Below are 19,329 nucleotides of genomic sequence, written 5' to 3' on the forward strand. Positions count from 1 at the left end.
CCGGTGGTCGTGCTGGCACGCAAACCCCGGTTGCCGGTCCCCGGGCTGGAGGCATTGGGCCGCCAACTCTGGTTCTGCCTGCGCGCCCTCGGCCTGATCCCGGTCGCGATCCGCCGCTACACCAAGGAGATCCTGCGGCTGCTCACCGAGGTCAGCTTCGGCAGCGGCGCGCTCGCGCTGATCGGCGGCACCCTCGGCGTGATGATCGGCATGACCGTGTTCACCGGCGCGGTCGTTGGCCTGCAAGGCTATTCCGCGCTCAACCAGCTCGGCACCTCCACCCTCACCGGGTTCATCTCGGCCTACTTCAACACCCGCGAGGTGGCCCCGCTCTCCGCCGGGCTGGCGCTCTCGGCCACGGTCGGCTGCGGGTTCACCGCCCAGCTCGGCGCGATGCGCATCTCCGAGGAGATCGACGCGCTGGAGGTGATGGGCGTGCCCAGCTTGCCGTACCTGGTCACCACCCGCATCCTGGCCGGGCTCGGCGCGGTGGTCCCGCTGTACGTGGTCGGCCTGCTCTGCTCCTACCTGGCCTCCCGGGTGGTCACCGTGCTGTTCTACGGCCAGTCCGCGGGCACCTACGACCACTACTTCGGCCTGTTCCTGCCCCCGGCCGACGTGCTGTGGTCCTTCCTCAAGGTGATCGTGTTCGCGGTGGTGATCATCCTGGTGCACTGCTACTACGGCTACACCGCCAGCGGCGGACCGGCCGGGGTCGGTGTGGCGGTGGGCCGGGCGGTGCGGGCGGCGATCGTGGCGCAGATGTTCCTGGACCTGTTCCTCAGCCTGGCCATCTGGGGCTCCACCACCACGGTGCGGATCGCCGGATGAACGACCGCCTCTCACCCCTGCGCTGCCAGCTCCTCGGGCTGGTGTTCCTGCTGGTGGTCGCGTTGTTCGTGGCGGGCTCGATCGCGGTGTACCGCAAGGCGTTCACCCCGGTGGCCACCGTGCTGCTGGAGGTGGACCGGGCGGGCACGCAGCTGCGGGCAGGCGCGGATGTCAAGGTGCGCGGGCTGATCGTCGGCGAGGTCAGGGAGATCAGGGCGGGCGCGGACCGCGCGGTGCTCGCGCTGGCCCTGCAACCGGAACGGATCTCGCTGATCCCGGCCGAGGTCACCGCCCGGCTGCTGCCCAAGACCCTCTTCGGCGAGCGCTACGTGGCCCTGCAACCACCGGAGCGGCGCAGCGGGAAGTCCCTTGTGGACGGTCAGACCATCGGCCTGGACCGCAGTCAGGCTGCGGTGGAGATCGAGAACGTGCTCAACGACCTGCTCCCGGTGCTCACCGCGGTCCGCCCCGAGCAGCTCTCCGCCACCCTCACCGCCATGGCCAACGCCTTGCGGGGCAAGGGGAAGCAGCTCGGCGACACCCTGGTCCGGCTCGGCGACTACCTGGACGGCCTGTCCGGCTCGCTACCGGACCTGCGTGCCGACCTCAAGGCCCTGGCCGCGGTCGCCGACACCTACACCACCGCCGCCCCGGAACTGGTGCAGGCGCTGGCCGACGCCACCACCACGACCAGGACCGTGCTGGACCAGCAGCACAACCTGCGTGCCCTGTTCGGCAACGTCACCCTGGCCGCGGTGGACCTGGAAGCCTTCCTGAAGGTCAACCGGGACAACCTGATCGCGCTCCTCGCCGAGGGCAGGCCCACCCTGGAGGTGCTGGCGAAGTACGCGCCGGAGTACCCCTGCCTGCTGGAGCAGTTGGTCGCGATGATCCCCAACGCGGACCGCGCCTTCGGCAAGGGCAGCAAGAACCCGCACATCGCCAAGTTCACCCTGGAGATCACCGCCAGCCGCGGCAAGTACCAGCCCGGCGTGGACGTGCCCAAGTACCTCGACAAGCGCGGCCCCCGCTGTTATCCACCCGCGGTGCCGCCCGGCCGGTTCCCGCAGTACCCGCCGGGTGGCCCGGTGCAGGACGGCTCCACCCACCCGGCCGCCGCGCCCGCGCTGGCCGGTTCCCGGCCGGAACGCGAGCTGATCGGCGCGCTGGCCGCGCCACTGCTGGGCAAGCCGGTGGCCGAGGTGCCCGAGTGGGCGGGACTGATGCTCGGACCGATGTTCCGGGGTGCGGAGGTGACCCTGCGATGACCGTGTTCTCCCCACTGGCCAAGCTCACCGTGTTCACCGCGGTGACCGTGACGCTGACCGCGTTGCTGGCGCTGACCATCGCCAACTCCACCGCCGGTCCGAAGTCGGCGTACTCGGCCAGGTTCACCGATGTCACCGGCCTCAACGTCGGCGACGAGGTCCGCATGTCCGGTGTGCGCCTGGGCAGCGTCACCCAGATCGCGGTGGTGGAACAGAAACAGGCCAGGGTCGAGTTCGAAGTGGACAGTGCGGCACCGCTGCCCGCCGCGGTCACGCTCACCGTCAAGTACCGCAACCTGGTCGGCCAGCGCTACCTCGCCCTCGCCCTGGACGGCAACGTGCGGGAGAAACTGCCCTGGGGCGCGGAGATCCCGCTGTCCCGCACCCGGCCCGCGCTCAACCTCACCGTGCTGTTCAACGGGTTCCGCCCGCTGTTCCAGGCGCTCAACCCGGAGCAGTTGAACAAGCTGGCCGGGGAGATCATCCAGGTGTTCCAGGGCGAGGGCGGCACCATCGAGAGCATCCTCGGCCACACCGCCTCGCTCACCTCCGCGATCGCGGCCAAGGACAAGGTGATCGGCGAGGTGGTGGCCAACCTGAACACGGTGCTGGACACCGTCAACGACCGCACCGGCGAGCTCACCGGCCTGCTCGACCAGCTGCAACGACTGGCCAGCGGCCTGGCCGCGCAACGCCAGCCGATCGGCTCGGCCATCACCGCCCTCGGCGAGCTCACCGAGGTCACCGCGAACCTGCTGGACCAGGCCCGGCCCGCGCTCAAGACCGACATCGGCGCGCTCGGCCAGATCGCCGGACAGCTCGGCAACCGCAGCGACCTGCTGGAGAGTTTCCTGGACCGCTTCCCCACCAAGGTCCGCTCCATCGCCAGGGTGGCCAGCTACGGCGGCTGGTTCAACTTCTTCGCCTGCCGCATCTCCGGCAAGGTCGGCGTCGGTGCGCTCGGCCTGACCATGGACCTGCCGGTGCTGCCGCTGGCCGGCACCCCGATGCCGCCACGGTGCGGCCCATGAGGCGGGTGAGCGCGAGCGCGCAGACCAGGATCGGCGCGGTCACCGTGATCGGCCTGCTGCTGGGCACCGTGGCCGCCTTCCACGCCGAGGACCTGCCGATCATCGGCGGCGGCACCACCTACACCGCCGAGTTCGCCGAGGCAGGCGGGCTGCGCACCGGCAACGAGGTCCGGGTGGCCGGGGTCAAGGTGGGCCGGGTGACCACGATCAGCTTGGCGGGCAACAAGGTCCTGGTCGGCTTCCGGCTCACCGAGGCCCGCCTCGGCGACCGCACCACCGCCGCCATCGAGATCAAGACCCTGCTCGGCGACAAGTACCTGTCCCTGGTCCCCGACGGAGCGCGACCGCAGCCGCCGGACCGGCCGATCCCACTGGCCCGCACCACCACGCCCTTCGACGTCACCGACGCGGTCAACCAGCTCGGCGACACAGTGTCCAAAGTAGACAGTCGTCAGCTGGCGGACAGCTTCCGGGTGCTCACCGACACCTTCCGCAACACCCCGGAGAAGACCAAGGCCGCGCTGGACGGCCTGTCCGCGCTCTCCCGCACCATCGCCGGCCGCGACGACCAGCTGGCGGCGTTGCTGGCCAACACCTCCCAGCTCAGCGGCACCTTGGCCGGACGGGACGAGCAGGTCCGGCGGCTGATCGCGGACGCCGGTCAGCTGCTCGGCGAGCTGGACCGGCGCAAGGCCGCGATCAGCGCGCTGCTGCGGGGCACCAAGGAACTCGCCCAGCAGCTCAAGGGCCTGGTCGCGGACAACCGGGCTCAGCTCGGCCCGGCGCTGGCCGAACTGGACAAGGTCACCGGGATCCTGCAGCAGAACCAGGACAAGCTCAGCGCCGGACTGCGCGACCTGGCCCCGTACGTGCGGCTGTTCAACAACACCATCGGCAACGGCCGCTGGTTCGACGGTTACTTCTGCGGCCTGGTCCCGCCCTACGCCAAGATCGGCGTGTTCGAGCTCAACGAGAACATCTGCACCCCGCCGCTGACCGGAGGTGGCCGATGATCCACCGCGCCCTCGTCCTCGCCTGTGTGACCGCCCTGTTGCTGAGCGCCTCCCTGGTCTGGCTCCAGGGCGGTTCCGGCGGCACCACGGCCACCGCGTTCTTCACCCGCACCGTCGGGCTGTACCCGGGTTCGGAGGTGCGGGTGCTCGGCGTGCCGGTGGGCAGGGTGCGCGCGGTGACCCCGGAGGGCGAGCGGGTGCGGGTGCGCTTCGAGCTCGACCGCGGCATCCGGGTCCCGGCCGAGGCCAGGGCGGTGGTGATCGCGCCCAGCCTGGTCAGCGACCGCTACCTCCAGCTCACCCCCGCCTACGAGCAGGGCCCGGAACTGGCAACCGGCGCGGAGATCCCGCTGGCACGCACCGCGATCCCGGTCGAGCTGGACGAGCTGCTCGGCAACGTCGGCGAGCTCAGCCGGGCACTGGGCCCCGAAGGCGCCAACCGCGGCGGCGCGCTCTCCGACCTGCTGGACACCGCCGCGGCCAACCTCAAGGGCAACGGGGCCAAGGTCAATGCCACCGTCAAGGACCTGGCCGCCGCCGCGGAGACCCTGAACCGCTCCCGCAAGGACCTGTTCGGCACCGTGGACGGCCTGCGCAAGTTCACCGCCGCCCTGGTCGCCTCCGACGGCCAGCTCCGCGCCTTCAACACCCGGCTGGCCTCGGTCAGCGGGCACCTGGCGGCCGAACGCGAACAGCTCGGCGGCGCACTGGAGGCGCTGGCCGGGGCGATGGTGGACGTCAAGGAGTTCATCACCGCCAACCAGGACCGCCTCAAGTCCACAGTGGACAAGCTGGCCAGCGTGACCAAGGTGCTGGTGGACCAGCGGGCCGCGCTGGCCGAGGTGCTCGACGTGGCCCCGCTGGCCGCCACCAACTACCTCAACAGCTACGACGCCGCCTCCGGCACCTTCGCCGTCCGCGGCGCGATCAACGAGCTGACCTACCCGCCGGTCCTGCTGCTGTGCCGGGTCATCCAGGCCGGCACCCCGAAACAGTTGCCCAAGCTACTCGGCGACGCCTGCGCCCAGCTCGCACCCCTGCTCGACGGGGTGCTGAAGCTGCCCAGCCCGGCGGAGATCCTGGCCGGTTTGCAACAGGGCCGCCTGCCCAAGCTGCCCTTGCTGGGAGGCCGCTGATGCGCAGACTGCTGCTCGCGCCGGTGCTGCTGCTCGCCGGGTGCACCGGGATGTACGGGGTGCCACTGCCGGGCGGGGCGGACCTCGGGGACGCCCCGTACCTGGTGACCGTGCACTTCGCGGATGTGCTGGACCTGGTGCCGCAGGCCGGGGTGAAGGTGAACGACGTCGCGGTGGGGCGGGTGGAGGAGATCCGGCTCGGCGCGGACTACGCGAGCGCGGAGGTGCGGCTCGCGGTGAACGGGGCGGTCCGGTTGCCGGGCAACGCGATCGCGCGGTTGCGGCAGTCGAGCCTGCTGGGCGAGAAGTTCGTGGAGCTGGCCGCGCCCAAGCAGCCCGAGGGACAGCTGGCGGCGGGGGCGGTGATCCCGGTGGCGCGCACCAACCGCAGCACCGAGATCGAGGAGGTGCTCGGCGCGCTGTCCCTGCTGCTCAACGGCGGCGGGGTCGGGCAGCTGCGGACCATCACCACCGAGCTGGACGCCGCGCTGGCCGGGAACGAGGCCAGGCTACGCGGACTGCTGTCCACAGTGGACAAAGTGGTGGCCGACCTGGACGGGCAGCGGCTGGACATCACCAGGGCGATCGACTCGCTCAGCCGGTTGTCGGCCACCCTGGTCGCCCAGCGGCACAACCTGACCACCGCGCTGGAGCACCTCGCGCCGGGGCTCGCGGTGCTCAACACCCAGCGGGACCAGCTGGTGGAGATGCTGCGGGCGCTGGACAAGCTCGCGGTGACCGCCACCGACACGGTGCGCCGCAGCTCGGCCAACCTGGTCGCGGACCTGAAGCTGCTGGAACCGGTGCTGCGCAAGATCGCCGAAGCGGGGGAGAGCCTGCCCAAGTCGCTGGAGATCCTGGTGACCTTCCCGTTCACCGACCAGACCCTGCACACCCTGCGCGGCGACTACGTCAACGCCGACGTCAAGCTGGACCTGGACCTCAGCTCGGTGCTGGACAACCTCACCCGCTCCAACCAGCCGATCATCCAACCGCCGGGCGGCCGAGGCGCGCCGCAGAACCCCGGGCAACCACCCGCCGCTCCGCTCCTGCCCGGTGCGCCCGCGCCACCCACTACGCCCGGAATGCCGGGCGGCTCGGGCGATCCCGGTCTGCTGGGCGGGCTCGGCGGGCTGCTGAACAGTCTCCTGGGCGGCCCCCGATGAACCGCGCGGTGATCATCCGGATCGGCGTGTTCCTGGCCATCGCCGCGCTCGGCCTCAGCTACGTCGGCGCGCGCTACGCCGGACTGGACCGGCTCTTCGGCGCGCGCGGCTACCTGGTCACGTTGCGGCTGGCCGACTCCGGCGGCATCTTCACCAACGCCGAGGTCACCTACCGGGGCGTCGCGGTCGGCCGGGTCGGCCAGCTGCACCTGACCGAGCGCGGACTCGACGTGGACCTGGACATCGAGCACGCCGCGCCGCCCATCCCGGCCGACACCGAGGCGGTGGTGGCCACCCGGTCCGCGGTCGGCGAGCAGTACGTGGACCTGCGGCCCAAGCACACCAACGGTCCCCACCTGGCCGAGGGATCGGTGATCGAGCAGCAGCGCACCGCCATCCCGGCCGAGGTGTCCTCGGTGCTGGCCGACGCGCACCGGCTGGTCAAGAGCGTGCCGGTGGACTCGCTGCGCACCGTGGTCGGCGAGCTGCACACCGCCTTCGCCGACGCGGGCCCGGATCTACGCCGACTGCTGGAGAGCGCGGACAGCCTCACCCGCACCGCCGCCCAGCACCTGCCGCAGACCAAGGAGCTGCTGGCCAACGCCAGGACCGTGCTCGGCACCCAGCAGGAGCAGAGCCGCCAGATCACCGACTACAGCCGCAGCCTGCGCGAGCTGGCCGACCAGCTCCGCCGCTCCGACCCGCACCTGCGCACCCTGGCCGAACAGGTCCCCGAGGTCGCCGCGCGCACTGACGACCTGCTCCGCCGTTCCGGCACCGGGCTGTCGGTGCTGCTGGCGAACCTGTTGACCACCAGCCGGATCACCAGCCCCCGCACCGCGGGACTGGAACAGCTGCTGGTCGCCTTCCCGGTCATCACCGCCACCTCGCCGACCGCCTCCGGCGACGGCACCGGCCACCTGGGCCTGGTGCTGAACTTCTTCGACCCGTTCAGCTGCACCAAGGGTTACGAGGGCACCAAACAGCGGCCGGGCAAGGAAACCAGCGACGCTCCGCTGAACAACAAGGCCTACTGCGCCGAACCCCCGAACAGCCCCACCGGCGTCCGCGGCTCCCAGAACGCCCCTTACGGCGGCCGCCCCGCAACCCCCTCCGCACCCCGCCCGCAGACACCGGACCTGCCCGGCCCACTGGGACTGCTCGGGCCGCAGCCAGGTCCGCGGACGCTGGGACAACTGCTCGGGCTGGAGAACCGGTGAAGGCCGCGCTGGGTGTGCTGGTGGTGCTGGCGCTGGCCGCCGCGGGCTGGTTCGGGTGGGGGTGGTGGTCGGCCAGCGGTGATCCCGGGCTGCGGCAGGCGGTTGAGCGGGACTCGGCGCTGGCGGCGGGACAGGCCGCGGTGGTGGAGCTGAACACCCTGGACCACCGGGACGTCGAGGCCGGGCTGGCCCGGTGGCGCGCGGTGGCCACCGGGACGCTGCTGGAGGAGCTGAGCCAGAGCAAGGAACAGCACGCCAGGGACATCAGGACCGCCCGCACGGCGACCACCGCGAAGCTGCTGTCCGCCGCACTGACCACTGTGGACGGTCGGGCGGGGGCGGCGACGCTGATCGCGGCGGTGGAGGTCACGGTGGCGCGCGAGGGGGCGCAGGCGAGCACGCAGCGGAGCCGGTTGTCGGCGGAGCTGGTGCGGACGGCGCAGGGGTGGCGGGTGGGGCGGTTGCAGACGATGGGGGTGGGCGGGCCGTGACGCGGGGGCGGACGGGGAAGAAGGCGGTGCGGCGGGCCAGGGTGGTGGCCGGGCGGCATCCGAAGCCCGTGGCGGCGAGTGCGCGGGGTGGGGCGGCGGCGGGGGCGGAACTCGCCGGGCCGGATGCCGCGCAGCCCGCGGTTGCGACGCAGCCCGAACCCGAGCCTGAGTCGCGTGGCGGCGCGGCGCGGCGCGAAGCCGGGCTGGATGTCGCGCCACCGGAGCCCGCTCAGCCTGAAGCCGGGCCGGTCGAGCCTGCCGCGCCATCGGAGGCCCACCAGCCGCTCAACCGGGCTGGTGGCGGATTTCCGCTGGTCACCGTGCTCAGCGTGGTGCTCGTGCTGGCCACCGGCCTCGCCGTCTGGGCCGGGATGGCCGCCTCGGCCCTGCGCCCCAGCGACAACTCCGCCCTGGTCGACAACGCCACCACCGACCTCGTGCTCCGCCAGGTCACCGACGCCGTGCGGGACACCTTCAGCTACGACCACGCCGACACCGGCCGCACCGAACAGGCTGCGAACCGGGTGCTGACCGACCGGGCGATCGAGCACTACCGCGAGCTGTTCGCCGAGGTGCGCAAGGTCGCCCCCGAGCAGAAGCTCGTGCTGACCACCACCATCCGGGCGGCCGGGGTGCGCGAGCTGCGGGGCGACCGGGCCACCGTGCTGGTGTTCGTCGACCAGCAGATGCTGCGGACCAGGGACAACGCGCAGAACTCGGGGGCGGCGCAGCTGGAGGTCGGGGTGCGGCGGGACGGCGAGACCTGGCGGATCGTGGAGCTGCGGGTGCTCTGATTGCCGAACGCGTAACCGATGGGTTACGCTTCCGCTGTGGATGAGGTAGCGGGGGCGATCGCCGACCCGGTGCGCCGGGAGATCCTGGTGATGTTGCGGGACGGGCGGCTCTCCGCCGGCGAGATCGCCGGGCGGTTCGAGATCAGCAGGCCCGCGGTGAGTCGTCACCTGCGGGTGCTGCGGGAGAGCGGGCTGGTCCGGGACGAGCTGCTCGGCAGGCAGCGGCTGTACGCGCTTGATCCGCACCGCTTCCGCGAGCTGGCCGAATGGCTGGCCCAGTTCGACCGGCTCGCCGGGTGGGAACACCGCCTGGACGCGCTGGAAACCGAGGTCTACCGCACCCGCCGGGAGCGCCGCGCGGCGCCCGCGACGGAGCAGAACAAGGAGAACACGGCATGACACCGTTGCCCACTGGCCGGTTGTTCGGCACCGACACCGGGGCCGACCTGGTGCTGACGCGCAGCTTCCGGGCCCCGGCCGAGGACGTCTGGGCCAGTCTGACCGAGTCCGAGCGCACCGCGCGCTGGTTCGGGCCCTGGAAGGGAGAGTCCGGCCCGGGCAAGACCGTGCAGGTGCAGATGGTCTTCGAGGAGAACCAGGAGTGGATGGACCTGCGCATCGACGAGTGCGTGCCGCCCCGGCTGTTGAAGCTGCACACCGTGGACGAGGTCGGGGTGTGGCGGCTGACCGTCGAGCTGTCCGAAGTGGACGGTGTCAGTGAGCTGAAGCTGGTGCACCACAGGGACACCCTGGAAGGCGCGGGCGAGATCGGGCCGGGCTGGGAGTACTACCTGGACATGTTGGTCGCGGCCCGGGAGGACAAGCCGCTGCCCAGCTTCGACGACTACTACCCGGCGCAGAAGGAGTACTACGAGGAACTGTCCATTGCGGACTGAGATGGGAAACGGGGTGGCTCCGTGTGGAGCCACCCCGGATCGCCGGTGCTGACTAGCCGATGCCGCCCTTGACCGCGGTGATCAGCTCGCCGTTGCTGGTGTCGCCGGAGAGCTCCCAGAAGAACGCGCCGCCCAGGTTCTGGGTCTTGGCGTAGGAGCCCTTGCCGCGGATGGTGGCCGGGGTGTCGTAGCTCCACCACTGGTTGCCGCAGTAGGCGTAGGCGGTGCCGGCCACCGTGCCGTTGCTGGGGCACTTGGTCTTGAGCACCTTGTAGTCCTCGATACCGGCCTCGTAGGTGCCGGGCGCGGCGCCGGTGGCGGTGCCGCCCGGCTCCTTCTTGGTCACGCCGGTCCAGCCGCGACCGTAGAAACCGATGCCCAGCAACAGCTTGCTGGCCGGGATGCCCTTGCTCTTGAGCTTCTGGATCGCCGCGTCGGAGTTGAAGCCCTGCTGCGGGATGCCGGGGTAGGCGGTCAGCGGCGAGTGCGGGGCGGTCGGGCCCTGGGCTGCCCAGGCACCGAAGAAGTCGTAGGTCATCGGCAGGTACCAGTCCACGTACTGGGCCGCGCCCGCGTAGTCCGCGGCGTCGATCTTGCCGCCGTTGGAGCCGTCCGCGGTGATCGCCGCGGTCACCAGGTTGCTGCTGCCGAAGCGGGCCCGCAACGCGCCCATCAGCGTCTTGAACGAGCCGAAACCGCTGGTGTCACAGGAAAGCCCGCAGGCGTTCGGGTACTCCCAGTCGATGTCGATGCCGTCGAAGACATCCGCCCAGCGCGGGTCCTCCACCAGCTTGTAGCAGGACTCGGCGAAAGCAGCCGCGTTCTTCGACGCCTGGCCGAAACCGCCGGACCAGGTCCAGCCGCCGAAGGACCACAGCACCTTGATGTGCGGGAACTGCTTCTTCAGCTTGCGCAGCTGGCCGAAGCTGCCGCGCAGCACACCCGGGTCCCAGGTGTCGGCCTTGCCGTCCACGCTGAGGTCGGCGGTATAGGCCCGGTCGTAGTCGGCGTAGGCGTCACCGATGGCGCACTGGCCGTTGGTGACGTTGCCGAAGGCGTAGTTGATGTGGGTCAGCTTGGCCGCGGAACCACTCGTGACGATGTTCTTCACGTGGTAGTTGCGGGCGTAGGTGCCCCACTGGGCGAAGTAGCCGATCACCTTGTTCGGGGCGGCGGCGGCCATCGGTTCGGCGGCTGGTGGGGCCGCGGGAGCCGCGATGGAGGCTGGCGCCAGGGAAGCGAGCAGGGCGGCCGCGGTCGCGATGACGGCCGCGACGGTTCCGGCCATGGTGCGCCGACGTGTTCTTCTCATCTGTAACTCCGCAAGGGACGAGGTACAGGGGGCACGCTGGCGGCGTGCGTCACACGCTAGGTGGTTTAGACCACTGCGTCAACGGTTGCGGGGCAAGAGGTGGGGTTGTGCCCGGTCCGGCATGTGCGTACAGTGTGCGCAAGACGAGAACGTTGTACGCGAACTGGGGAGTCGGCATGAACGAGGCGGGGCTGCGGCGGATGCGAGCGGTGCTGGCGGCGCGGGTGGAGTCCGGGGAGGTGCCGGGGCTGGTCGCGCTACTCGGGCACGGCGAGGCGACCCACGTGGAGGTGCTGGGCAGCTTGCACGACGGCGGTGGCGCGGCGATGCGGGAGGACGCGGTCTTCCGGCTGGCCTCGGCCACCAAGCCGATCACCGCGGCCGGGGTGCTGGCCCTGGTGGAGGACTGCCGCCTGCGCCTGGACGACCCGGTCGACGAGTGGCTGCCGGAACTGGCCAACCGCCGGGTGCTGGCCCGTCCGGACGCCGAGCTGGACGACACCGTGCCCGCGCGCCGGGCGGTCACGGTGCGGGACCTGCTCACCTTCACCTGGGGCTACGGGGTCGATCTGACCGGGGCGGAAACCCCGGTGCAGCAGGAGATCGTCAGGCTGGGGCTGCACGTGCCGCCCTCGGAACTGGACCCGGACGAGTGGGCGCGGCGGCTGGGCTCGCTGCCGCTGCTGCGCCAGCCGGGGGAGCGGTGGCTCTACCACACCGGCTCGGATGTGCTGGGGCTGCTGGTGTCCCGGGTGACCGGGCAGTCCTTCGAGGCGTTCCTGCGGGAGCGGCTGTTCGCGCCGCTGGGCATGGTGGACACCGGGTTCCACGTACCTGCCGACCAGCTTCACCGGTTGCCGACCAGCTACGCGCACGACCAGCAGACCGGGGACCTGGTGGTGTGGGATCCGGCCGAGGGCGGCAAGTACAGCAAGCCGCCCGCGTTCCAGGCCGGTGGGGACGGGCTGGTGTCCACGGCCGGGGACTACCACGCGTTCCAGCGGATGTTGTTGCAGGGCGGGAAGTTCCGGGGTGAGCGGGTGCTGTCCGCGGCCTCGGTGGCGCTGATGACCTCCGACCAGCTGACGGCGGAGCAGAAGGTGGACAAGGACCGGCTGACCGAGTTCTTCGGCGACCACGGCGGTTTTGGCTTCGGCATGGGCGTGCGCACGGTGCGCCGGGGCTTCGCCAACATCGGCCAGTTCGGTTGGGATGGTGGGCTGGGCACCTCGGCGCAGGCGGATCCGGTGGGCGGGCTGAACGGGGTGCTGCTGACCCAGGTGGCGCAGGACTCGCCGGTCACGCCCCGGCTGATCAAGGACTTCTGGACCACGGCGTACCAGGCCATCGACGACTGAGCCCGGACAGGAAGAAGGGGCCTTCCCTTGGCTGGGAAGGCCCCTTCTCGTTCAGCCCGTTACAGCTCCGAGCACTGGCCGGTCCGCGGACCCTGGCCGGTGTTGTCGAAGCCGTTGTCCACCGGCGCGGGGTTGTTGCCCGCGCAGGTGATCGGACCCTGGACCCCGCTGGCGGAGAGCACCGGGGCCTGCTCGGCGGTGTTGCCGACCAGGGTCACCGGGCCCTCGATCCGGGTGGTCTCGATGCTCAGCTCGCCGGTGGTGCCGGTGACGCTGAGCGGGCCGGAGACCTTGCTGCCGAACAGGATCACCGAGCCCGCGCCGGTGGCGGTGAGCGGGCCGCTGATCGTGCTGCCGTAGGCGCGCAGAGTCGCGCCGGGGGCCACCGTCACCGGGCCGGTGACCTCGGCGTCCCGCAGCTCCGTGACGCCCTCGGTGACCGTCAGCGGACCCTCGTGCTTGCCGGTGATCTCCTTGTCCGCCTTGGCGGAGGGCTTGCCGAGGAACTCGACCTCGGCCACCGAGAAGCCCGCGGTTCCGGTCAGCTCCAGGCGGTACTGGCTGTACCGGCCGGGCTTGGCCACCTTGAACGCCTTGGTGTGCTGGCGCCACGCGAACTTCTCGCCCTTGCGCTCGTCCACCACGGCCCAGTTCCTGCCGTCGTAGGAGCCCTTGAGCACCCAGCCCGCCGGGTCACCGGCGGCCTTGCCGGAGGTGAGGGTGTAGAAGCTGACCGGCTCGATCGGCGTCTTCGGCTGGAACTGCACCCAGCCACTGCCGTTGAACGCGGTCTCGGTCGCGGAACTGTTGTCCACCAACGCGTCCAGGCCGGTCGAAGCGGTGCGGACGCCTTCCGCGTCACGCAGCGGGGCCGGGGGCGCGCTGCCCTCGGTGATCGACGGCGGGGCGGCGTCCTTGCCGGTTCCCCACCTGGACGGCTTGTCGCCCATGTCGAACTCCAGGGTGCCGCCGCCCGCGATCAGCTCGTGCGGCAGGTGGGTCTTGCCGTAGTCGCGGCCGTTGACCTTCAGGCCCTGCACGTAGACGTTGCGCAGGCTGTTCTTCGGCGCCTTCACCACCAGCTTCCGGCCGTTCTCCAGGTTCACCGTGGCCTTGGTGAACAGCGGGGAACCGATGGCGTAGCTGGGGTTGCCCATCTGCAGCGGGTAGAAGCCGAGCGCGCTGAACAGCCACCAGGCGGACAGCTCGCCGTTGTCCTCGTCACCGCCGTAGCCCTGGCCGATGGTGGAGCCGGTGTACTGCCGGGACAGCACCTCGCGCACCTTCTCCTGCGTCTTCCACGGCTGGCCGACGTAGTCGTACATGTAGGTGATGTGGTGCGAGGGCTGGTTGCTGTGCCCGTACTGGCCCATCCGCACATCGCGGGCCTCGATCATCTCGTGGATGATGCCGCCGTAGGAGCCGGGGAACTCCGCGGTCTCCGGGGTGCTGAAGAACTTGTCCAGCTTGGCCGCCAGCTCGTCCCGGCCGCCGTAGAGGTTGGCCAGGCCCTGACCGTCCTGCGGGGCGTGGAAGGCCATGTTCCACCCGTTGGTCTCGGTGTAGTCGTGGCCCCACTCGCGCGGCTCGTACTTCGACGGCTCGACCCGCCAGCTGCCGTCGGGCTTGCGGCCCTGGAAGAAGCCGACCCGGGAGTCGAACATGTTGACGTAGTTCTGCGCCCGGTTCAGGAAGTACTCGTAGTTCTCCTTGAACTCCTTGCGGCGCGGGTCGTTCGACTTGGCCTCGTCGTACAACGTCTTGGCCAGCACCGCGATGCCGTAGTCGTTGATGTAGCCGTCCAGGGCCCAGGACATGCCCTCACCGGTGGCGGTGGAGGTGTAGCCCAGGAACACCGACGTGTCCAGACCCTTGCGGCCGACGCCGGGATTCGGCGGGGCGACGGTGGCGTTCTTCACCGCGGCGTCGTAGGCGGCGCGCACGTCGAAGTTGGTCACGCCCTTGCGGTAGGCGTCGGCGAAGGCCACGTCCGAGCTGGTGCCCACCATCAGGTTCGCGTAGCCGGGGGAGGACCAGCGGGAGACCCAGCCGCCCTCCTTGTACTGCTGCACGAAGCCCTCGGCCAGCTCGCCGGCCTTCTTCGGCGTGAACAGCGAGTAGGCGGGCCAGGTGGTGCGGTAGGTGTCCCAGAACCCGTTGTTGACGTAGATCTTGCCGTCCACGACCTTCGCACCGGTCCGCTCCGGCGTGTCCTGACCGGTCGGCGCGGCCACCGGGGAGGCGTGCTGGTACACCGGCTTGGCCGCGGTGCCGACGTTCTCGTGCCCGGAGTTCGGGTACAGGAACAGCCGGTACAGGTTGGAGTACAGGGTGTGCAGCTGGTCCTGGGTGGCGCCCTCGACCTCGATCACCCGCAGCTGCTTGTCCCACTCCGCCTGCGCGCGTTCCTTCACCGAGTCGAAGGTGTCCGAAGTGGACACTTCAAGGGCCAGGTTCTTCTTGGCCTGCTCCACGCTCAGCAGCGAGGTGGCGATCCGCATGGTCACGGTCCGCTTGTCCGCCGGGGTGTCGAAGCGCAGGTACCCGGTGACGTTGTCCCGCCCGGCCCCGGTCAGCTTGCCGCCGGCGACCGCGGGACGGTCGAAGGCAGCGTGCACGAACAGGCGGGTGGCGCCGGTGGACAGGCCGCTCTTGATGTCGGAGAAGCCGGAGACCGTGCCGGTGGCCGGGTCCAGGGTGAGGCCGCCGTTGTTGTTGACGTTGTCGAAGAGCAGGCTGGAGGTGTCACCGGTGAAGGTGAACCGGAACAGCGCCGCGTGGTCGGTCGGCGCGATCTCGGTCTTCATCCCGTTCTCGAAGGTCACGCCGTAGTAGTGCGCCCGCGCGGTCTCGTTGACGTGCTTGAACGGCAGCGCCCGCTCGGCCCGGTCCAGCTTCGGCGTGCCCTCGGCCGAGGGCATCACCTGGAAGGTCTGCCGGTCGCCCATCCACGGGCTCGGCTGGTGGCTGGCGGTGAAGGCCTGCAACGTGGGCAGGTTCTGCGGGTTGTTGGCCTTGGCGTACTCGTAGAGCCAGCTGGTGGTGCCCGCGTTGGTCATCGGGGACCAGAAGTTGAAGCCGTGCGGCACCGCGGTGGCCGGGAGGTTGTTCCCCCGGGAGAACGAGCTGCTGGAGTTGGTGCCCCTGGTGGTGATCACGTGGTCCGACGGCCGGGAGGCGCTGATCTTCGGCGCGGCGCCGATCCGGATGTCGTCCACCCAGCCGGAGAAGCTGGCCGGACCGTTGGGGTTGTCGTAGGCGAGCAGGATCCGCTTGATCGTCTTGCCCGCGGCGACCTTGCCGATCACCGACTGCTGCAGGTTCCACTGGTTGGTGTAGAGCACCTTCGAGGCGCCCTGGCCGCGCGGGGACAGCTCGAACCCGTGCTGGTCGGCAGCCTTGAGGTCGCTGAGGTAGGTGCCGTCGGCGAAGGCCAGGTCGATCGCGGCGTGCGTGCTCGGGTAGTTCAGGTCACCCGAGACGAACTCCGGGAAGATCAGGTAGGACAGCTCGGTGTCCCGGCCGACCTGGATGTCGACGTCGAAGACCTTGTTGTAGGAGTAGCCGCGGCCCTTGGCCTCGTGCGTGCCCAGGTAGCGGAAGGCGCGCACCCCGGTGAACCCGCTGTTGTTGCGCACGTTGTAGCCACCGGCCGGACCCTTGCCCGGCACGGTGCGCATGTGCGGCGGGAACTCGCCGGTGCTCGGCCCGGCCAGCTGCAGCTCGGCCAGCTGGATGATCGGCGCGCCGTTGTTGGCGGTGATGTCCAGCCGGTAGTGCTGGTAGGCGGTGGTGTTGTCCAGGGTGAAGGTCTTGGTCTCGTGCCGCTTGGCGAAGGCCTGCCCGGTCCGACTGTCCACAGTGGTCCAGTTGGCGCCGTCGTTGGAGCCCTTGAGGGTCCAGTCCTTCGGGTCCCGCTCGGCCGCGTCGTTGGCCGAGGAGACCGCGTACTTCTGCACCGGGACCGCCTCGGACAGGGTCAGCGAGACCCAGCCGGTGCGCTCGAAGGCCAGCCACTTCGAGGACAGGCTGCCGTCGAACAGGTTGTCCCTGACCTCGCCGCCGGAGGTGTTCTCCGCGCTGGCCGCGGTCGTGGTGATCTTGTCGTTGACGCTGCCCGGGATGCTCACCGAGTCCGCGCCGGTCACCCCGGCGGCCTTGGGCCTGCCGTCCGGCCCGGTCTCCGGCGTGTCCGTCCACGTCGGCTGGATGTCGCCGGCCTCGAACGAGGTGGCGAACGAGGTGCCCTCCACTGGCTGCCCCTGGTCTGTCTCCGGTGGCGCCGCCAGTGCGACCGGGGAACCGGCCAGGCTCAGCGCCACGATGCTCGCGCAGACCAGCATCATCGGTGATCGTGCCGCTCGCACTTTGGTTCTCACGCTTCGAGTCCTCCGCCTGGGATGTCGGGGTGCAGACGGCTGTGCTGGACTCGCCCCGGCACAACCCGGACGAAAGCGAAACTTGGTTGTGACATCGATGTCAAGAAACTCGTCCGGTCTTGTCACCTCTCCGCCGGGTGAAGACGCCGGACGGCTCAACCCTCAGCGGCTGTCCGCGACCACGATCAGCCGCCGCGACGCCGCGGTCAGCGGCTCGCCGTCCGGCCCGAACCCGGTGACCTCGGCGAAACCGGCGGCGCGCAGCCAGTCGGCCAGCTCCGGGTAGGCGAAGAGCCGGATGAAGTAGCTGACCACCCGGTCCTGGCCGTTCCTGGACACCGTCCGCCGCCCCACCGACCGGGCGGTGGCGGCGTCCAGGCGGTGCTCGTCCAGCACCACGGTCCCGTCCGGCAGCTCCCGGCGCACCGACTCGCGGAAGTGGCGCAGCAGCCAGATCAGGTGCATGGTCTCCAGCGCGAACCGCCCGCCCGGCCGCAACACCCGGCGCACCTCGGCGAGCACCCGCCGGTTGTCCGCGTCGGCGAAGTAGCCGAAGGAGCTGAACCAGTTGACCACCCGGTCGAACTCGCCGCTCCAGGGCAGCTCGCGCATGTCGCCGAGCACGTAGTCGACCTGGAGTCCGCTTCCTGCCGCCTCCGCCCTGGCCCGGTCCAGGAACACCGGGGTGATGTCCAGCCCGGTGACCCGGCAGCCGCGCGCGGCCAACCGGTTGCTCAGGCGGCCGTGCCCGCAGGCCAGGTCCAGCACGGTCAGGCCGGGGCGCAGCTCGAGCAGCCGCCAGAGCAGGCCGGCCTCGGCGTCGGCACGGGCGTCCAGGTCCGCGCCGTAGAGGTCGAGGTAGTCCTGGTCGAACAGGCCGGTGGCGTCGAACTCGGCCATCAGGGCCGCTCCAGTACCCCGGGCCCGGTATGAGGGCGTCCCCGCCGCACCGCCAGCGGCCGATCCGATCGCGACTCTCGCAGGCGCGACCCGGCGGACACGCCCCAACGCGCCAGCCGGTCCATCCCCGCCTCCGCGGTCTCGCCGGTCACGAACGCCACCACGGTGCCACGGATCTCCACCCGGTCGTACGGGTCCTCCGGCCAGGTCGCCGACAGCGAGACCCGGGGATCGCGCCGCAGGTTCTCCTCCTTGACCCGGCCCAGCGCGGTGTTCACCAGCACCCTGTCCCCGTCCGCCTCCACCCACATCGGCGTGACCTGCGGCGATCCGTCCGCGTTGAGGGTGGCCAGGTGCCAGAACAGCGGCCTGGCCAGCCACTCCCGCACTTCCGGGCTCAGTGTCATGATCACCAGTACATCAGCCCGACGCCGCCGAAGCTCCACGAGTAGTACAGCCGCAGCCGCACCAGATAACGCCTGCCCTGCACCAGTTTCGCCTCGATCAGCGCGTTCAGGTCGGTGCCGCTGTCGTCGTCGCCGGAGAGGTAGACCGGCTGCCCGTCGACCTCCTCGAAGAGCACCAGCACCGAGTCGCTGCCGCCGAAGGTGCCGATCTGGTACTTGGCGGTGGCCGGCGGGGTGATCACGAAGTCAGCCTGCTGGCCCGCGGTCAGCTCCAGCTGCACGGTCTTGAGGTGCTCCAGCGCGGCCGGTTCGCCGGTGGGCGCCGGGTACCACTTGCGCACGAACTCCTTGTCCACCGGGGAGAGCACGCCCGGCGGCCGGATCCCGCCGGCGTACTGGGCGGGCTGGCGGATCAGGCCGGGGCCGAAGCCGTAGTGCATGATCGAGTCAGGGTCCCAGGCCGAGCCGGTGACCTCGTCGGTGGCCAGCTTGCGCAGGATGTTGTGGAAGATGGTCTGCCGGTCCCAGAAGTTCGGCGGGCCGGACAGCGACTGGTAGACCTTGGCCTCGTCCCACTCGATGCCGGCGAACGGGTTCTGGTGCTCGTGCGGCATGCCGATGGTGTGGCCGATCTCGTGCAGCGCGGTGGTCCTGCCGTAGTCGTCGGCGGTGAGGTCCCAGCCGAAGTTCATCGTGCGGTCGTGCACCCCGGCGTGCAGCACCACGTCCCGGCCCACGTAGGACCAGGAGCCGTCGCCGTCCATGAACCCGATCCGCAGCTCCGACTGGGCGCGGTCGGGCACCTCCTCGAACCGCAGCCCGATGCCCAGCTCCTGCCAGGTGGCGAAGGCCCGCCGCACCACCTCGCGCTGCTCCTGCGCGCCGACCCAGGAGACGAACCGGGTGCTGCCGTCGCTCAGGCGCACCTGTTCGCCGTCGGTGTCCCGGTCGAAGAAGTAGTAGTGCAGCACGGTTCCGTTGGCCCATTTGGACCTGGTCCGCACGATCGCGCGCACCCGCTCCAGGTTCAGGCCCTCGGGCATCGACGGCGCGGGCTGGGGGCGCAGGCCGCAGTAGCGGAACTCGATGGCTTCGTCCTCTTCGGGCATGTCAGCGCCCTCCCTCGC

Annotated in this window: 17 protein-coding genes; 12 read left to right on the top strand and 5 right to left on the bottom strand. The window is 70.6% G+C overall.

Annotated features, from left to right (window positions below):
* Nucleotides 1-12: 12 nt before the first annotated feature.
* Genes N8J89_RS13275 through N8J89_RS13325 form a run of 11 tightly spaced genes read left to right on the top strand, consistent with a single transcriptional unit; the run spans nt 13 to nt 9,846 of the window.
* Nucleotides 13-831 carry an MlaE family ABC transporter permease gene (locus tag N8J89_RS13275; RefSeq protein WP_502868487.1) on the top strand — a complete coding sequence of 273 codons (819 nt, stop codon included), beginning with the start codon at nt 13-15 and terminating at the stop codon, nt 829-831.
* Nucleotides 828-2,099, top strand: coding sequence for an MCE family protein (locus tag N8J89_RS13280; protein ID WP_283664646.1), 1,272 nt, complete (start codon nt 828-830; stop codon nt 2,097-2,099). Before N8J89_RS13275 ends, N8J89_RS13280 begins: the two co-directional genes overlap by 4 nt.
* The gene (locus N8J89_RS13285) at nt 2,096-3,130 is read left to right on the top strand and encodes an MCE family protein (RefSeq protein WP_283664647.1); all 1,035 of its coding nucleotides are present in this window, start codon (nt 2,096-2,098) and stop codon (nt 3,128-3,130) included. The genes N8J89_RS13280 and N8J89_RS13285 overlap by 4 nt, the downstream gene beginning before the upstream one ends.
* Nucleotides 3,127-4,143, top strand: a complete 1,017-nt coding sequence (locus tag N8J89_RS13290; protein WP_283664648.1) for an MCE family protein — start codon at nt 3,127-3,129, stop codon at nt 4,141-4,143. The genes N8J89_RS13285 and N8J89_RS13290 overlap by 4 nt, the downstream gene beginning before the upstream one ends.
* Nucleotides 4,140-5,279: an MCE family protein gene (locus N8J89_RS13295; protein WP_283664649.1), complete on the top strand. Its 1,140-nt coding sequence runs from the start codon at nt 4,140-4,142 to the stop codon at nt 5,277-5,279. The genes N8J89_RS13290 and N8J89_RS13295 overlap by 4 nt, the downstream gene beginning before the upstream one ends.
* A complete protein-coding gene (locus tag N8J89_RS13300) occupies nt 5,279-6,445 on the top strand; it encodes an MCE family protein (protein WP_283664650.1) in 1,167 nt (388 codons plus the stop codon). Before N8J89_RS13295 ends, N8J89_RS13300 begins: the two co-directional genes overlap by 1 nt.
* Complete coding sequence (locus N8J89_RS13305; protein WP_283664651.1) at nt 6,442-7,665, top strand: MCE family protein; 1,224 nt, start codon at nt 6,442-6,444, stop codon at nt 7,663-7,665. The genes N8J89_RS13300 and N8J89_RS13305 overlap by 4 nt, the downstream gene beginning before the upstream one ends.
* Complete coding sequence (locus N8J89_RS13310) at nt 7,662-8,156, top strand: hypothetical protein (RefSeq protein WP_283664652.1); 495 nt, start codon at nt 7,662-7,664, stop codon at nt 8,154-8,156. Before N8J89_RS13305 ends, N8J89_RS13310 begins: the two co-directional genes overlap by 4 nt.
* On the top strand, nt 8,153-8,950 hold the full coding sequence (locus N8J89_RS13315; protein ID WP_283664653.1) for a hypothetical protein: 798 nt from the start codon (nt 8,153-8,155) through the stop codon (nt 8,948-8,950). Before N8J89_RS13310 ends, N8J89_RS13315 begins: the two co-directional genes overlap by 4 nt.
* 36 nt (nt 8,951-8,986) lie before the next feature.
* Nucleotides 8,987-9,349: a metalloregulator ArsR/SmtB family transcription factor gene (locus N8J89_RS13320; protein ID WP_349497473.1), complete on the top strand. Its 363-nt coding sequence runs from the start codon at nt 8,987-8,989 to the stop codon at nt 9,347-9,349.
* Nucleotides 9,346-9,846 (top strand): SRPBCC family protein, encoded by a 501-nt coding sequence (locus N8J89_RS13325; protein WP_283664655.1) that lies wholly within the window; start codon nt 9,346-9,348, stop codon nt 9,844-9,846. The genes N8J89_RS13320 and N8J89_RS13325 overlap by 4 nt, the downstream gene beginning before the upstream one ends.
* Nucleotides 9,847-9,898: 52 nt before the next feature.
* Here the strand turns inward: N8J89_RS13325 and N8J89_RS13330 are convergent, their stop codons facing one another.
* Nucleotides 9,899-11,158 carry a glycoside hydrolase family 18 protein gene (locus tag N8J89_RS13330; RefSeq protein ID WP_283664656.1) on the bottom strand — a complete coding sequence of 420 codons (1,260 nt, stop codon included), beginning with the start codon at nt 11,156-11,158 and terminating at the stop codon, nt 9,899-9,901.
* Between the two features lie 176 nt (nt 11,159-11,334).
* Here N8J89_RS13330 and N8J89_RS13335 point away from each other — a divergent pair, with 176 nt between their 5' ends.
* A complete protein-coding gene (locus N8J89_RS13335; protein WP_283664657.1) occupies nt 11,335-12,516 on the top strand; it encodes a serine hydrolase domain-containing protein in 1,182 nt (393 codons plus the stop codon).
* 59 nt (nt 12,517-12,575) lie between these two features.
* Here N8J89_RS13335 and N8J89_RS13340 read toward each other — a convergent pair whose 3' ends face one another.
* The 4 genes from N8J89_RS13340 to N8J89_RS13355 all read right to left on the bottom strand — a co-directional run bounded on the left by N8J89_RS13340 (nt 12,576) and on the right by N8J89_RS13355 (nt 19,311).
* Nucleotides 12,576-16,859, bottom strand: coding sequence for a GH92 family glycosyl hydrolase (locus tag N8J89_RS13340; RefSeq protein ID WP_283666155.1), 4,284 nt, complete (start codon nt 16,857-16,859; stop codon nt 12,576-12,578).
* Between the two features lie 198 nt (nt 16,860-17,057).
* Nucleotides 17,058-17,795, bottom strand: coding sequence for an SAM-dependent methyltransferase (locus N8J89_RS13345; protein ID WP_283664658.1), 738 nt, complete (start codon nt 17,793-17,795; stop codon nt 17,058-17,060).
* Nucleotides 17,795-18,202, bottom strand: coding sequence for a TIGR03618 family F420-dependent PPOX class oxidoreductase (locus N8J89_RS13350; RefSeq protein WP_283664659.1), 408 nt, complete (start codon nt 18,200-18,202; stop codon nt 17,795-17,797). The genes N8J89_RS13345 and N8J89_RS13350 overlap by 1 nt, the downstream gene beginning before the upstream one ends.
* Nucleotides 18,203-18,204: 2 nt before the next feature.
* Nucleotides 18,205-19,311, bottom strand: a complete 1,107-nt coding sequence (locus N8J89_RS13355) for a M12 family metallopeptidase (RefSeq protein ID WP_283664660.1) — start codon at nt 19,309-19,311, stop codon at nt 18,205-18,207.
* Between the last annotated feature and the right edge of the window lie 18 nt (nt 19,312-19,329).

The sequence above is a fragment of the Crossiella sp. CA-258035 genome (assembly GCF_030064675.1).
GTDB lineage: Bacteria > Actinomycetota > Actinomycetes > Mycobacteriales > Pseudonocardiaceae > Crossiella.